The sequence below is a fragment of the Sulfitobacter sp. M22 genome (assembly GCF_021736025.1).
GTDB classification, from domain to species: Bacteria; Pseudomonadota; Alphaproteobacteria; order Rhodobacterales; family Rhodobacteraceae; genus Sulfitobacter; species Sulfitobacter litoralis.
Genome location: NZ_WMEC01000001.1, coordinates 1894318 through 1909719, shown reverse-complemented (window position 1 = coordinate 1909719; position 15402 = coordinate 1894318). Strand labels below are relative to the sequence as shown.

Annotated in this window: 15 protein-coding genes; 11 read left to right on the top strand and 4 right to left on the bottom strand. The window is 61.7% G+C overall.

Going from position 1 to position 15402, the window contains the following annotated elements; translation table 11 throughout:
* Positions 1–5: 5 nt before the first annotated feature.
* The 4 genes from thrC to GLP52_RS09370 are packed head-to-tail and all read left to right on the top strand — an operon-like array spanning position 6 to position 3681.
* Positions 6–1394, top strand: coding sequence for a threonine synthase (gene thrC, locus GLP52_RS09385; RefSeq protein ID WP_237272251.1), 1389 nt, complete (start codon positions 6–8; stop codon positions 1392–1394).
* Positions 1391–2653: a M16 family metallopeptidase gene (locus tag GLP52_RS09380; RefSeq protein WP_093733353.1), complete on the top strand. Its 1263-nt coding sequence runs from the start codon at positions 1391–1393 to the stop codon at positions 2651–2653. Before thrC ends, GLP52_RS09380 begins: the two co-directional genes overlap by 4 nt.
* Positions 2653–3237, top strand: a complete 585-nt coding sequence (locus GLP52_RS09375; protein WP_093733352.1) for a GNAT family N-acetyltransferase — start codon at positions 2653–2655, stop codon at positions 3235–3237. The genes GLP52_RS09380 and GLP52_RS09375 overlap by 1 nt, the downstream gene beginning before the upstream one ends.
* A gap of 6 nt (positions 3238–3243) precedes the next feature.
* The gene (locus GLP52_RS09370) at positions 3244–3681 is read left to right on the top strand and encodes a VOC family protein (RefSeq protein WP_093733351.1); all 438 of its coding nucleotides are present in this window, start codon (positions 3244–3246) and stop codon (positions 3679–3681) included.
* Positions 3682–3751: 70 nt separating this feature from the next.
* On the opposite strand, the gene GLP52_RS09365 is transcribed toward GLP52_RS09370, so the two are convergent.
* Positions 3752–4348 (bottom strand): GcrA family cell cycle regulator, encoded by a 597-nt coding sequence (locus GLP52_RS09365; protein WP_093733350.1) that lies wholly within the window; start codon positions 4346–4348, stop codon positions 3752–3754.
* Between the two features lie 430 nt (positions 4349–4778).
* On the opposite strand from GLP52_RS09365, the gene GLP52_RS09360 reads away from it, so the two are divergent.
* The 3 genes from GLP52_RS09360 (at position 4779) to GLP52_RS09350 (ending at position 7932) form a co-directional block, all read left to right on the top strand.
* Entirely contained in the window at positions 4779–5954 is a 1176-nt protein-coding gene (locus tag GLP52_RS09360; protein WP_237272250.1) for an aspartate aminotransferase family protein, read from the top strand.
* A 77-nt stretch (positions 5955–6031) separates the two neighbouring features.
* Positions 6032–6937 (top strand): ornithine carbamoyltransferase, encoded by a 906-nt coding sequence (gene argF, locus GLP52_RS09355; RefSeq protein WP_237272249.1) that lies wholly within the window; start codon positions 6032–6034, stop codon positions 6935–6937.
* Positions 6934–7932, top strand: coding sequence for a 2-dehydropantoate 2-reductase (locus GLP52_RS09350; RefSeq protein ID WP_237272248.1), 999 nt, complete (start codon positions 6934–6936; stop codon positions 7930–7932). The genes argF and GLP52_RS09350 overlap by 4 nt, the downstream gene beginning before the upstream one ends.
* A gap of 25 nt (positions 7933–7957) precedes the next feature.
* Here the strand turns inward: GLP52_RS09350 and GLP52_RS09345 are convergent, their stop codons facing one another.
* Both GLP52_RS09345 and GLP52_RS09340 read right to left on the bottom strand, forming a co-directional pair.
* Complete coding sequence (locus tag GLP52_RS09345; RefSeq protein ID WP_237272247.1) at positions 7958–9439, bottom strand: inorganic phosphate transporter; 1482 nt, start codon at positions 9437–9439, stop codon at positions 7958–7960.
* 69 nt (positions 9440–9508) lie between these two features.
* A complete protein-coding gene (locus GLP52_RS09340; protein ID WP_093733345.1) occupies positions 9509–9967 on the bottom strand; it encodes an NUDIX hydrolase in 459 nt (152 codons plus the stop codon).
* 157 nt (positions 9968–10124) lie between these two features.
* Here GLP52_RS09340 and gndA point away from each other — a divergent pair, with 157 nt between their 5' ends.
* Entirely contained in the window at positions 10125–11552 is a 1428-nt protein-coding gene (gndA, locus tag GLP52_RS09335; protein WP_237272246.1) for an NADP-dependent phosphogluconate dehydrogenase, read from the top strand.
* Between the two features lie 10 nt (positions 11553–11562).
* On the opposite strand, the gene truA is transcribed toward gndA, so the two are convergent.
* Positions 11563–12351, bottom strand: coding sequence for a tRNA pseudouridine(38-40) synthase TruA (truA, locus tag GLP52_RS09330; RefSeq protein WP_093733419.1), 789 nt, complete (start codon positions 12349–12351; stop codon positions 11563–11565).
* 92 nt (positions 12352–12443) lie between these two features.
* Between truA and GLP52_RS09325 the strand changes: the two genes are divergently transcribed.
* Genes GLP52_RS09325 through GLP52_RS09315 form a run of 3 tightly spaced genes read left to right on the top strand, consistent with a single transcriptional unit; the run spans position 12444 to position 15309 of the window.
* Positions 12444–13856, top strand: a complete 1413-nt coding sequence (locus GLP52_RS09325) for a YcjX family protein (protein ID WP_237272245.1) — start codon at positions 12444–12446, stop codon at positions 13854–13856.
* On the top strand, positions 13853–14308 hold the full coding sequence (locus tag GLP52_RS09320; RefSeq protein ID WP_237272244.1) for a GNAT family N-acetyltransferase: 456 nt from the start codon (positions 13853–13855) through the stop codon (positions 14306–14308). The genes GLP52_RS09325 and GLP52_RS09320 overlap by 4 nt, the downstream gene beginning before the upstream one ends.
* Positions 14308–15309, top strand: a complete 1002-nt coding sequence (locus GLP52_RS09315) for a YcjF family protein (protein ID WP_237272243.1) — start codon at positions 14308–14310, stop codon at positions 15307–15309. Before GLP52_RS09320 ends, GLP52_RS09315 begins: the two co-directional genes overlap by 1 nt.
* Positions 15310–15402 lie beyond the last annotated feature (93 nt).

Here is a 15402-nt window from a genome sequence, read left to right as displayed (position 1 = left end):
ACCCTATGCGTTATGTCTCTACCCGTGGTTCCGCCCCCGTTTTGTCGTTCGAAGAGGCGCTGCTGACCGGCCTTGCCCGCGACGGCGGTCTGTATGTGCCCGAAACGATCCCGACACTCAGCACCGATGACCTGCGCGAGATGGCCACGATGTCCTACGAGGATGTCGCCTTTCGCGTGATGAAACCCTTTGTTGGTGACACGTTCAGTGACGAGGAATTCATGGCGCTGATCACCAAGGCCTATGCCGGGTTCAACCACACCGTTCGCGCCCCATTGGTACAGCTTGAACAGGGCCACTTCTTGCTAGAGCTGTTCCACGGCCCCACGCTGGCGTTCAAGGATTTCGCCATGCAGCTGATCGGCCACATGTTCCAGGCCGTGCTATCTCGCAAGGGCGAACGGGTGACCATCGTCGGTGCGACGTCCGGCGATACCGGATCGGCCGCAATCGAGGCGTTTCGCGGGCTGGACAACGTCGATGTATTTATCCTCTTCCCCCATGGCCGGGTGTCCGAAGTGCAGCGGCGCCAGATGACCACGCCTTCAGAAAGCAACGTTCACGCGCTGGCGCTGGATGGGGACTTCGACGATTGTCAGGCGCGCCTGAAGGATATGTTCAACGACCACACCTTCCGCGACGGGGTGCAACTGGCAGGGGTCAACAGCATCAACTGGGGCCGCGTGCTGGCGCAGGTTGTCTATTACTTTACTGCAGGTCTCGCCATGGGCGCGCTGGACCGCAAAGTCAGCTTTACCGTGCCTACGGGCAACTTTGGCGATATCTTCGCGGGCTATATCGCGCGTGAAATGGGCCTGCCGATTGCTGATCTGGTTGTCGCCACAAACCAGAACGATATTCTGCACCGCTGCCTGACCACGGGTGGATACCAGAAGGGCGAGGTTCATGCCTCGATCAGCCCGTCGATGGATATTCAGGTGAGCTCAAACTTTGAGCGCGCGTTGTATTTTGCCTATGGGCAGGACAGTGACGCAATCAACACCCTGATGGACGATCTGGCCAAGGGCGGGTTTGACGTCGGCGACAACGCCCTGCGCGATCTACAGAACACCTATAAATCGGGCCGCGTTTCCGAAGACGAAACCAGCGAAACGATCAAGGCTTTGTACGCCGACACAAACGAGCTGCTGTGTCCGCATTCCGCCATCGGTGTGCGCGTGGGGGCCGCATTGCGCGATCCCGCGACGCCGATGATCACGCTGGCCACTGCGCATCCGGCCAAGTTCCCCGATGCCGTCGAAGCCGCCACTGGGGTGCGCCCGCCGCTGCCGGAACACATGGCTGATCTGTTTGACCGCGAAGAACGCGTAACCCGCGTGCCGAACGATCTTGAGGCGCTCAAAGACATTATCAAAGGGGGCATTGCTCAGTGAGCTTGCAACAACACCGCCTGTCCAACGGCTTTCGCATTGTAACCGAACATATGCCGGGGCTCGCGTCGGCGTCTATCGGGGTTTGGGTCTCGGCGGGTGCGCGGCATGAAACGGCCACGCAAAACGGGATCGCGCATTTTCTTGAGCATATGGCATTCAAAGGCACGGCCAAGCGAACGTCGTTGCAGATCGCCGAAGCGATCGAGGATGTGGGCGGCTATATCAACGCCTATACCTCGCGTGAAGTGACGGCGTACTACGTGCGCGTGCTGGAAAACGACGTGTCGCTGGGGCTGGATGTGATCGCGGATATCCTGCGCAATCCGGTGCTTGATAACGGTGAGATAGAGGTAGAGCGCGGCGTGATCCTGCAAGAGATCGGCCAAGCGCTAGACACGCCGGACGACGTGATTTTCGATTGGTTGCAGGAAAAGGCCTATCCCAACCAGCCCATCGGACGCACCATTCTTGGCCCGTCCGAGCGCGTGTCGAACTTCACCCGCGAGGACCTGTCAGGCTTTATCAGCCAGCACTACGGTCCCGACCAGATGATCCTCGCCGCAGCCGGTGCCGTCGATCATGATGAGATCGTGCGTCTGGCCGAACAGCTGTTTGGTGATATGCCACCCAAACCCTTGTTCGACGTCGACGCGGCCAAGTTCAGCGGCGGCGAAGTGCGCCAGTTGAAACCGCTAGAGCAAGCGCATTTCGCCCTCGGTTTCGAGGCCCCCGGCTACCGCGCTGATGATATCTATGTCGCGCAAATCTATGCCTCCGCGCTCGGGGGCGGCATGTCGAGCCGCCTGTTCCAAGAGGTCCGCGAGAATCGCGGGCTATGCTATACGATTTTTGCGCAGGCAGGGGCCTATGCCGATACAGGCATGATGACGGTCTATGCCGGCACAAGTGGCGAACAGCTACCCGAACTGGCCGGCATCACTATTGACGAGATGAAGCGTGCTGCCTCTGACATGTCCCCAGCCGAGGTCGCGCGGGCACGGGCACAGATGAAAGCAGGGCTGCTGATGGGGCTGGAAAGCCCGTCAAACCGTGCCGAACGACTGGCGCGCCTGATCCAGATTTGGGACCGCGTGCCTCCGCTGGAAGAAACCATCGCACAGATTGATGCCGTGACCACCGGTGACGTGCGTGATTTTGCCCAGAACATGGCTGCAAGCGCACCTGCCGCTCTGGCGCTTTATGGTCCGGTGGATGGGGCCCCCACTTTGGAAGAGCTGCAGGAGCGTCGCGCTGCCTGATGCAACTGCTGAAACGAAAGCTGGCCATTGAAACCGAAAGGCTGACGTTGCGCCCGCCGGTGCATGCTGACTTCCGCCCTTGGGCAACCTTGCGGTCGGACAGCAGCACCTATCTTTCACCGTGGGAGCCGTCTTGGGCACCAGACCACCTGTCGCGCAAGGCGTTTACCAATCGTGTGTACTGGGCCAACCGGTCTGTCTCTGCGGGCACGGCGCTGCCGTTGTTCCTGATCCGGCGCAAAGACAACATGCTGATCGGTGCGATCACGCTTGATAACATTCGCCGGGGTCCGGCGCAGGCGGGGACATTGGGGTATTGGACCGGCGAACAATTCGCCCGCCGTGGCTATATGCGCGAAGCTATAGAGGCGTCCGTGCATCACGCGTTCACCCGTCTGGACATCAGCCGGGTCGAGGCCGCCTGCCTGCCCGAGAACATCGCCTCGCGCGGGTTGCTGGAAAAGACCGGTTTTAAATACGAAGGTGTCGCGCAAAGCTATCTGCAAATCGACGGGCGCTGGCGGACCCATGTGCTTTATGCGCAGCTGCGCGGGGACCGTCGGGGCAAGACCGCAGCGGGGTAGGGGGCTATGATCGCTTATGTCACCGTCGGGGCCGACGACCTAGCACATGCCAAACGCTTCTATACCGCTTTCCTGCCAGCCTTGGGCTATGCGCTGACCGAAGGTCCCGAGGGCTTGAGCTTTGTGCTGTCGCAGGCTGCGGGGCAGCCCGCGGCCATGCCAGATTTCTACGTCAAACCGACCTATAATGGCGCGCCGGCTTCTGCTGGCAACGGGTCCATGATCGCGTTCGAAGCAACCAGCCAGGCGCAGGTGCGCGTGTTACACGCCGCAGCGCTGGCCGCTGGCGGCAGCGATGAGGGCCAGCCGGGGTTTCGCGCCACCTATGGTCCGCGCTTCTACGTCAGCTACCTGCGTGACCCCCAAGGCAACAAGATCGCCTTGTTCTCTGATAATCCGGCAGAGCCGGGCAGGGATGATCCGCCCACTGCGCCGACGCGTTGATGCGAAAAAGGCCAGACATCGCTGTCTGGCCTTCCGTTGCTCTGCTTGTCCGCGGCGGCTTACTGGCGGCTTAGCGGCGGCGGTCGCGCCGTGCGCTCATCGGTTGGAAGGCCACGCCGACGTGGGCCTCGCAATAGGGCTTGCCTTGCTGCACAGGCAGGCCGCAGAACCAGAAATCATCCGTTGCAGGGTCGCCGACGGGCCATTTGCAGGTCCGCTCCGTCAGGTCCATCAGGCCGATCTTCTTCGACTTTTTCTCGACCTCGCTTACTTTGGCAAGCGCTTCGGGGCTGATCTCGTTCGCGGAAGGCTGCGGCGGCAAGGGCTGGCCTGCGGGAATGATCTTGGCACGCGCGGGCAGGTTGGGGCGGACTGCTGGAACGGCCTCTACTGCTTCGGGCTCTGCCGCTTCAGGGGCAGGTTCTGCCTTTGGCTTAGCGGCAGCAGGTTTGGCTGCTGGCTTGGCCTTGGCTTCGGGCTTTGCGGCGGTAGCAGGGGCGGCCGCGGGCGCAGCGGTTGCGGTCCGGTTAGACAGGCCCAAACGATGCACCTTGCCGATTACGGCATTGCGGGTCACGCCGCCCAACTCCTTTGCAATCTGGCTTGCGGATTGGCCCTCGCCCCACATTTTCTTCAGGATCTCTACGCGGTCATCGGTCCAAGACATTTGGCGTCCTTAGCTAACAAGCGGCCCTTCTCAGGACCGCCTTGGAAAAATCTCAAGTCCCTATACTAATCACTGACAGCTTGGGTGCAAGGCGGGAACGGGCAATTGGGGCGGCAGCGGCGGCAAACGCTCCTTTAAAACCACAGCAAAAGACCTGCAGCACAGCCCGCGCCACGGTTTGCGGCCATCACGGGCATGTTTTTGCTTTGCAAGATGTAAAAATCTGCCTATGCAAATGACATGATCAACCGTTCAACATCTTCTTTACGACGACGCCAAGGCTAATTGGCGGCACCGGCCCCCGACACGGGGCGCGGCTTTGATCATTTGCGACATAAAGTGCGTCGCTCCCCTTCAAATCATATTGACCCTCTCCGTCACTCATGGCCTTTTGTGCCTTTGATGCGGCCAACCTATAAGGATGATCCTGATGTTCCCATCTGTTCTGCCGACCTATTCCCGTGCCCCCCTGAGCTTTGTCAAAGGCGAAGGCTCGTGGTTGATTGAACAGGACGGTCGCCGATTTCTGGATCTGGGCGCAGGCATCGCGGTGAACGCGCTTGGCCATGCGCACCCCGCGCTGGTGGCGGCGCTGACCGAACAGGCGGGGCAGCTTTGGCATACCTCGAACCTCTACGAGATCCCCCAGCAACAGGAACTGGCCGACCGGCTGGTCACGCTCAGCTTTGCCGATACGGTGTTTTTCACCAACTCCGGCACCGAGGCCTGCGAGCTGGCGGTCAAGATGGCGCGCAAGTATTTCTACGACAAGGACCAGCCTGAACGCACCGAGATCATCACCTTCTCGGGCTCGTTCCACGGGCGGTCATCTGCCGGGATCGCGGCGGCAGGATCCGAGAAAATGACCAAAGGCTTCGGGCCGCTGCTCCCCGGTTTCAAACATATCGAATTTGGGGATATGGAGGCGCTTGGCGCGGCGATCACCGATACCACAGCCGCCATAATGATCGAACCGGTTCAGGGCGAGGGCGGTATCCGTCCGGTTCCCGATGCTGATCTCAAGCAGATGCGCGCGCTGTGCGAAGCAAACGGTCTGTTGCTGATCTTTGATGAGGTACAATGCGGCGTGGGCCGGACTGGCAAGATGTTCGCTCACGAATGGGCAGGGGTCACACCCGACATCATGATGGTCGCCAAAGGCATCGGCGGCGGCTTCCCTCTGGGCGCGGTGCTGGCCACAGAAACCGCAGCCTCTGGCATGACGGCGGGCACCCACGGGTCGACCTATGGTGGCAACCCGCTGGGCTGTGCCGTGGGCAATGCGGTGGTCAACATCATCGGCACAGACGCCTTTCTTGACGATGTGAACCGCAAGGCCGGCCTGATGCGGCAAAAGCTTGAAGGGTTGGTCGCCAGCCATCCCGATGTTTTCGAAAGCGTGCGCGGGAGCGGGCTGATGCTGGGCCTGAAATGCATCGCCACCAACAGCGACGTTGTCGCGGCGGGCTACCGCCACGAAGTCATCACTGTACCGGCGGCGGACAACGTGATCCGCTTACTGCCCCCTCTCAATATCACCGATGAAGACATCGCAGAGGCCGTCTCCCGCCTTGATCAGGCCGCCAGCAGCCTTGCTGCCGGCTAACCTTCATTTTGCCTTTTAAACTCCGGGGGGCCGGGGGGGCTGGCCCCCCTAACTTCCCAAAAAATTAAAGAATACCTATGAAACATTTTCTCGACATTCACCAAACCGACCCGGCTGATCTGCGCAGCATCATCGACAACGCCGCCACGATGAAAGCGTCCCGCCTGGGTCGTCCGCGCGGTGCACCGGATGATGACCAGCCGCTCAAGGATCACATGGTCGCGTTGATCTTCGAAAAACCCTCGACACGGACACGGGTCAGCTTTGACGTGGGCGTGCGTCAGATGGGCGGGCAGACGATGGTGCTATCCGGCGCGGATATGCAGCTGGGCCACGGCGAGACCATCGCCGATACGGCACGCGTGCTCAGCCGCTATGTTGATCTGATCATGATTCGCACCTTTGAAGAGGCGACCCTGCTGGAAATGGCGGAATACGCCTCTGTGCCGGTGATCAACGGTCTGACCAACCGCACGCATCCGTGCCAGATCATGGCCGATATTATGACCTTCGAAGAACATAACGGCCCGATCAAAGGCAAAAAAGTTGTCTGGTCCGGTGACGGCAATAACGTCTTTGCCAGCTTCGCCCATGCCGCCAAGGCGTTCGACTTTGAACTGGTCTTCACCGGCCCGCAAACGCTGGGCCCCGAGGGCGCGCTGAATGGCCTTTACACCACCGAACGTGACCCGAACAAAGCGGTCGAGGGCGCTGATCTGGTGGTCACGGACACGTGGGTGTCGATGCATGACCCCCAATCGGCGCGCGAACGTCGACACAACCAGCTGCGCGGCTATCAGGTGAATGACGCGCTGATGGCCAAAGCAAAGCCCGACGCGCTGTTCATGCACTGTCTGCCAGCGCACCGCGATGACGAGGTCACAAGCTCTGTCATGGACGGCCCGAGCTCGGTTATCTTTGACGAGGCTGAAAACCGTCTGCACGCGCAGAAATCCGTCATGCGCTGGTGCTTGGGGAAATGAGCGACCGGCGGCCGATCGTTGTCGCAGGTGCGGGGGCGATTGGTTGCTTTGTAGGTGGCATGCTGGCCGCCCACGGCCATGACGTAACGCTGCTGGTACGCCCGGGCGTGGCGGGTCAGATCCGCAAGCATGGTCTGCGGCTGACGGGTTTTGACGGGCTCGACCAACAGGTGCCTGCCGCAGGTCTGACCCTGTCACAGGACCCTGCCTGTCTTGCCGGGGCGGGGATCGTGCTGGTCACGGTCAAGACCGACGACACCGCCGACATCGCGCGGCTGGTGGCGCAGCACACGCCGGCGCTGTCGACCATTGTTAGCCTGCAAAACGGTCTCGACGCGGCAGAGTTTCTGCGGGAGGCCCTGCCGCTGCATGATGTGCGCGCTGGCATGGTCCCGTTCAACGTCGTGCCCCATGGGGACGGGCGGTATCACCGTGCGACAAGCGGCGATATTGTTGTCCAGACAGGCCGGATGCCGCTGTCGGGGTACCTGTCGGTGCCGGGACTGCGCATGATCGGAACGGGGGCGATTAATGGTGTACAATGGGGCAAGCTGCTGCTGAACCTGAACAATGGTCTGAACGCCCTGTCTGGGTTGACGTTGCAAGAACAACTGCTTGACCGGCGCTGGCGCCGCGTGATGGCCGCCCAGATGGCCGAGGCGCTTGCCGTGCTAAAGGCTCATGGCATCCACCCTGCATCCTCCACGCCATTGCCCGCGCGGCTGATCCCTTGGGTGCTGCGCCTGCCGACGCCGCTGTTCTCGCGCGTTGCGGCCAAGATGCTGACGATTGACCCGATGGCGCGGACGTCGATGTCCTATGACCTAGAGGCGGGTAAACCGACCGAGATCGACGCGCTTCAGGGGCGGATCATCGCGATGGGGGCGCAGGAAGGTGTCGCCACGCCGCTTTGTCGGCGGGTCTCTGATCTGGTGAAAGAGGCGCAGGCGCGCGGTCCGGGGTTGCCCGATATGGACCCCTCGGACTTTCGCTAGGCGGCAAGGCCATTCGCAAAGGCGCTTAGTTGACCAGCGCGTTCAGACCCAGAAAGATCATCGCTGACATTGTTGCTGCCGCAGGGACGGTGATGACCCAGGCCGCGACGATGGTCATGAAGTGCGACCGGCGCACGAGTTTTCGGCGGCGGCGTTCCTCTACAGCGATGCGTTTGACTTGGCCGGCCTTGGCACCGGGGCGGCGCAGGCGGCGCTCCATATGCCATTCGCGGTAGAAGCCCACGCCAAAAACGCCCCCCACAGCGATGTGGGTAGAGCTGACGGGCAGGCCCAGCCACGAGGCAATGATCACAGTGATCGCCGCCGAGAGGGCGACGCAATAGGCGCGCATCGGGTTCAGCTTGGTGATCTGGCTGCCTACCATGCGGATCAGTTTGGGTCCGAACAGGAAAAGGCCAAAGGAGATCCCGAAGGCTCCGATCACCATCACCCACATCGGGATAGAGACCTTCGCCTCGAAGCCGCCAAATTCAGAGGCGTGAACGATCGCGGCAAGTGGCCCGACCGCGTTGGCCACATCATTGGCCCCATGCGCAAAGCTCAGCAGCGCGGCAGAGAACACCAGCGGCAGGCCGAACAACACTTTGACGGATTTGTTGCGGTTCTCCATCCCCTCGGAGGCGCGGCGGATCGCGGGGTAGGAAATGGCATAGGCCAGAACACCGCAGGCCAGACCGATCAGCAGGGCAGAGCCCATATTGATCTCGATGATCTTCTTAAGGCCTTTGAGGGCCAGATAAGTGGCGAAAACGCCGGACATGACCCCGATCAGGATCGGCACCCACCGGCGCGACGCGGCGATCTTGTCTTCTTGGTATAGGATTTGCGACTTGATCAGCGCGAGGAACATCGCCGCGACAGCGCCACCTAGCACGGGCGAGATGATCCAGCTGGCGGCGATCATGCTCATGGAAGGCCAGTTGACGGCTGCCATCCCCGCAGCCGCGATGCCCGCGCCCATAACCCCCCCCACGACAGAGTGTGTGGTCGATACAGGCGCGCCCACCCATGTCGCCAGGTTGACCCAAAGCGCGGATGAAATCAGCGCGGCCATCATCGCCCAGATGAACACTTGAGAATCTGCGACCGACGCGGGATCGATGATCCCCTTCGAGATGGTCGATACAACGTCGCCGCCCGCCAGCAATGCACCCGCGCTTTCGCAGATCGCAGCGATGACAATCGCACCGCCCATGCTTAGCGCTTTGGCACCGACGGCGGGGCCCATGTTGTTGGCCACATCATTGGCACCGATGTTCACAGCCATATAGGCCCCGAAGGCCGCCGCGGCGATCACCACAAAGTTCGACGGTTGCGCACCGAGGAAGAGGCCGGCGACCAGTGCCGCCAAGACGATAAAGGCAAGCGCAATGCCAAGTCCGACCATAGGCCGCGCGACATACGTCGTTGCTTGTTCCACCCGCGAGATGCGGTTCAGGTCAGAATCCAGTGTTTTCCACTGTTGGCCTTTGGGTCCGTCGGTCATTGCTGCCTCATTCTCTTGAACCATGCGCTCGTGGCACAGCGAAAAAGGTTACGCAAGGCCGCAGAGCGGCTATAGTTTCAGAAGGATTTCCCGAAGATCGGGTTCTGCAACCAGTTCTGCTGCTTCTTTCGGGGGCATCCAGCGGCGCGTGCGGACGTCGACCTCGGGGTATTCATCCTCGATGTGGCGCACACGCGTCAGATAGACCTGAGCGATCACGGGCGTGGTGAGACCCTCGGACAGGCCTTTGTCGTAATCGTAATACCCCATCGGCTCGGACTCGATATCGGCCTTGGATACGCCGGCTTCTTCCCACGCTTCGCGCAGGGCAGCGCCAGCGCCGTCCAGCCCATCGATCGGCCAGCCTTTCGGCACGATCCAGCGGCCGGTATCCCGACTTGTGATCATCAGCACCTCTTTGCCATCGGGTGTTTCGCGGTAGCACAATGCGGCGACCTGAATACGTTTCGGGCGGCGCCAGATGGGGAGGATCATGCCCTCCCAAGCGCGTTTTAGTTCTTGTAGCATTTCTATACCGTTAACCTGTAAATATGTTGTTCTTGCTTTTATCCGGAGATCTTAACTGAAAAGGATACGATAATCAATTTCGCCGCCCCGCACCCTTGTGCAGCACCGGTGCGCATCCCTAAGTTTGATGAACCCTTCACCCACAGGAGATAAGCCGATGGACGCAGATATAAAGGCCGCTGATATTGGCGTGTATGGTCTGGGCACAATGGGCAGTGCGCTGGCGCTTAATCTGGCAGAGCAGGGGTTTCGTGTGGCGGTCAGCAACCGCGAGGCAGACTGGATTGCGCCGTTTATCGACGAAGCCGGCACCTTGGCTGCAAACCTGACGGGCCACGAGACGCTAGAGGAGTTCGTCGATAGCATCGCGCTGCCGCGCAGTATCTTGTTCATGATCCCGTCGGGGGCACCGATGGATGCGATGATCGACGCCGTGATGCCATTGCTGGACGAGGGCGACACGATCATCGACGGTGGCAACGCCGATTTCCACGATACACGCCGTCGGTCGGCCGCGTTCAACGGCACGGGCCGGCATTTCGTCGGTATGGGGGTTTCGGGCGGCGAAGAAGGTGCGCGGCACGGCCCATCGATGATGGTGGGCGGGACGGATCACAGCTGGACCCAGCTGCGCCCCATGCTTAGCGCGATTGCGGCAAAGTTTCAGGGCGCGCCCTGCGTCGATCATCTGGGGCCGGACGGGGCAGGGCATTTCGTCAAGACTGTGCACAACGGGATCGAATATGCCGACATGCAGATGATCGCCGAAGTTTACGGGCTGCTGCGGGATGCGGGCGGGCAAAGCGCGCCGCAGATCGGAGCCCTGTTCGAGCGCTGGCAGAACGGGCCTCTCGGCTCGTATCTGATCGAGGTTTCTGCCGCGGCATTGCAAACCGTCGATGCAGACAGCGGTACCCCGATGGTGGACCTGATCCTTGATAAGGCGGGGCAGAAGGGCACCGGCCGCTGGACCTTGATAGAGGCGCTGAAGCTCGGTCAATCCGCCAGCGCGATCGAGGCGGCAGTCGGCGCACGGGGCTGGTCCAGCGAAAAGGCGCTGCGGGTTGCGGCGGCCCCCTTGTTGCCGGATGCGGTGATTGGCGGCGATCTACCTTCAGACGCGGACTTGCATTCCGCCCTGCTGGCCGCGCGTATTCTGGGCCACGCCCAAGGGTTTCGCGTGCTTGCTGCCGCGTCCGATGAATTCAACTGGCACCTTGATATGGCCCGCATCGCAGAGATCTGGCGCGCGGGATGTATCATCCGCTCTGCTTTGCTGGATGATCTGGCCGACGCCTTTCACGCGGGGTTGCCAGAGGGGGCCTTGATCCTCGCGCCAGCACTGCGCGAGATGCTCGGCGATCATCTGGCGGGGCTGCGCAAGACGGTGGCGGCAGGGGTGTCTTTGGGTATTCCGATGCCTGCGCTCAGCGCGTCACTTGCATGGTACGATACGATCCGCACGGCACGCGGATCGGCCAATCTGATACAGGCGCAGCGCGACTTTTTCGGGGCGCACGGATTTGAACGGGGCGATATTGCGGGGGCACATCACGGGACGTGGAACGCGATTTTTCGAGACTGATGGCGCGGGGTTATTGCTGCCCCAGTGTTGACTGCGCAAAAGGGTCGGTCTTGTAGGTCACATGCGACAGGTAAAGCCCGTGCGGCGGTGACACCGGCCCGCAGGCGGTGCGTTCACGGGCATCGCGAATCTTTCTGACATCATCGGGCGCAAAAGACCCCGCGCCGACACGTTCTAACGTGCCGACGATGCTGCGCACCTGATTGTGCAGGAAAGACCGCGCACGCACGTCGAAATGCACCTCTACGCCGCCGCTCACCGGCACCTCTTTCATCTCAAGACGGTCAAGCGTTTTGACCGGCGTCTGTGCCTGACAGATGGTAGAACGGAAGGTGGTAAAATCGTGCTCGCCGATCAAATGGGATGCGCCTTCACGCATGAGGTCTATATTAAGCGGCTTTTTGACCTGCCAGACCAGACCCGCCTGATGGGTGGCCGGCGCACGGCGCACCAGCACGCGAAAGAGATACCGGCGCTCTTGGGCGGAAAAACGGGCGTGAAAGTCGTCATCCACAGCCACACAATCGACGATCGCAACCGGCAGGGGCTTCAGGTGATAGTTGATCGCTTCGGACAGGCGGAACGGGGTCCAGTCCCGCTCCATATCGCAGTGGGCGACCTGCGCGAGCCCGTGAACACCTGCATCGGTGCGCCCTGCGGCGGCGATATTATGAACGCGGGGTTCGATCTTGGCCAAGGCGTCTTCGATCGCCCCTTGCACAGAGGCAAGGCCGATCTGGCGTTGCCAACCGACAAAGGGCGCGCCGTGGTATTCGATTTTAAGGGCATAGCGTTGCATGGCGGGCATTTACATGGGGGCGGCTGATCTGGCAATCCCTGACCCGCGCACCTATGTTAAGCCTTATCGAAAAGTTAAGGCGGGCACGGGCTTTGGTACTCTCAAGAATTGCCGATGGAATTTGGCGGCAGGTTGAAAATGTTCAGGACGGTGTGTCCGAGACGTTTTTCGAACCCGTGATCCGTTTGGGTGTCACCGGACTGGCGCGGTCCGGCAAAACCGTATTCATCACCTCGCTTGTGGCGAACTTGCTGGACCGGGGCCGGATGCCGGGGCTTCTGGCCGCATCCGAAGGCCGGATCGAGGCGGCGTTCCTGCAACCCCAGCCCGACGATACCGTGCCGCGGTTCGAATATGAAAACCACCTTGCCGCGCTGACCGGTCCGACGCCGCACTGGCCCGAAAGCACCCGCGCCATATCAGAGCTGCGTCTGTCTTTGCGGGTGCGGCCCAATGGCTTGCTGGCCGGATTTCAGGGGCCGCGCACGGTGCATCTGGATATCGTGGATTACCCCGGCGAATGGCTGCTGGATCTGGCTCTGATGGATGTGGATTATGCCACATGGTCGGCGCAGGTGCTGGCCCGTATCGCGGATCGCGAAGAGGCGACGGGCTACCGCGCGCTGGTGGCGGGGACTGACGCCGACGGACCGCTGGACGAACCCGTCGCCCAAGCGTTGGCAGCCAGCTTTGCCGATTACCTGCAGACGGCGCGGGCAAATGGCTATTCCGACTGCACGCCAGGGCGGTTCCTGCTGCCGGGAGATCTGGCCGGATCGCCGGTGCTGACTTTCGCGCCCTTGCCGGGTGGCGAGGGGCCGCGCGGGTCGCTTTTGCGGGAAATGGCGCGGCGGTTCGAGGCCTATAAACGGCGGGTGGTGAAACCCTTTTTCCGCGATCACTTTGCACGAATCGATCGTCAGGTCGTGCTGGTAGACGCGCTTGGCGCGATCAATCAAGGCCCCCGCGCCGTCGAGGATTTGCGCGCTGCGATGAGCGATATTCTTGGCAGCTTCAAACCCGGGCGCAACGGATTTATGACCCAGCTACTGCGTGGCAAACGTGTCGAGAAAATCCTGTTCGCGGCGACTAAGGCCGACCATCTGCACCACAGCCAGCATGCCAGTCTGACCGCCATCATGGAGGCATTGACCCGTGATGCCCGCGACCGCGCCCGCTTTGCCGGTGCGGGGACATCGGCAATGTCGCTGGCATCGTTGCGGGCCACGACCGAGGCCACGATGACCCACGACGGAGAGACGCTGGATGTCGTGCGCGGCAGCTTGCTGGACACGGGCAAAGAGGCGGCGTTCTATCCCGGCGAATTGCCAAAAGACCCCGCGCATCTGCTGAGCCCGGCGCGGGCGGGGGCCGCTAAATGGCTGGATCAGGACTATCAGATCATGCGCTTTGCACCGGCGCGGCTGAACCTGCGCCCCGGTGACGGCCCGCCCCATATCCGACTGGACCGTGCTGCGGAATTCCTGATCGGGGACCGTCTGTGACCGTTGATGCCGTGACCATTGCGCCCGCACGGGTGCTGGATGCCGGCCGTCTGTCAGAGGTGATGGCCTGTGCCAATGCAGATCACGATTGGCTTCCTCAGGCCCACAGTCGCGCAGAAGAGATCGGCACCTTGGGCGATATGATCGACGTCGGCTGGGTGCAGGTGGCACGGACCGAGGGGCATGTCGTGGGCTTTTTGGCACGTCGCGTGGCGGAGATTCACGGGCTGTATCTGCATCCCAAGGCGCAAGGCAAAGGTATTGCGCAGCGCTTGCTGGACGGGGCCAAGGCGCAAAGCGACCGTCTTGCGCTCTGGAGTTTTGAGGCGAACTTGCGTGCCACACGGTTTTACCGCGCTGCAGGCTTTGTCGAGGTGACGCGTAGCGACGGCGCAGGCAATGATTTCGGGCTGCCGGATGTGCGGTTCGAATGGGTGAAAGGGGCAGCGTGATGGCCAAGGGTCCGGTTTTATTTGATCTCGAAGAAGACGCGGCCACGCGGCCCTCTGTCTCGGATGCGCCGCCGGTGCCGGATGTCGGGGCACCCGCACCGCAGGGGCAGGCAATGCAGATCGCGGCACGGCTGGCAGCGCGCAAGCCGTCAAAGCTGCTGCGGCTGTTCTGGTGGTTGCTGACCACGCTGATCGGCGCGCTGGTGTCGATTGCGGCGTGGAATTTCGTCATGGGGCTGCTGGCGAGCTATCCTTTGTTGGGGATGGTGATGACCGTCCTGATTGGTGCGGTGCTGCTCGTCTTAGTGCTTTTGTGCCTGCGCGAACTTGCGGCCTTTAGCCGTCTGGCGCGGCTTGACGGATTGCATCACGACGTCGGCGAGGCGCTGGCACAGAATGACCTCAAGTCCGCTCGGGCGGTCACTGATCGGCTGGTTGGGCTGTATCAGGGACGCGAGGATACCCGATGGGGACGCGACCGTCTGGCAGAGCTGCGCGGCGATCAACTGGATGCACAGGCGTTGCTGGCCTTGACCGAGGCAGAGCTGCTGGGGCCGCTGGATATTGCCGCTAGCCGCGAGGTCGAAGCCGCCGCCCGTCAGGTTGCAACGGTGACGGCGCTGGTGCCTTTGGCGTTGGCCGATGTGGTCGCGGCGATGACCAGCAACCTGCGGATGATCCGCCGTGTGGCCGAAGTCTATGGTGGGCGGTCGGGCTTTTTCGGGTCGTGGCGTCTGACGCGGGTGGTGCTGTCGCATCTGGTGGCGACGGGGGCTGTGGCCGTGGGCGACGACATGCTGGAACCTATCTTGGGCGGGACGATGCTGGCGAAACTGTCGCGCCGCTTTGGCGAGGGGCTGGTAAACGGCGCGTTGACCGCCCGTGTCGGTGTCGCCGCGATGGAGGTCTGCCGCCCCATGCCGTTCTCTGAGGCGCGCCGGCCTAAGGTGCGCAGCATCATCAAACGGGCCCTGTCGGGGCTGTTTTCCAAGACCAGCTAAGTGCCCGGGCGAGGGGGCTTGTCGGTCGATCTGCTGCGGCCTATAAGGCTGAATATGACCCGGAACTCCGCGATCATTATACGAATTATTTTC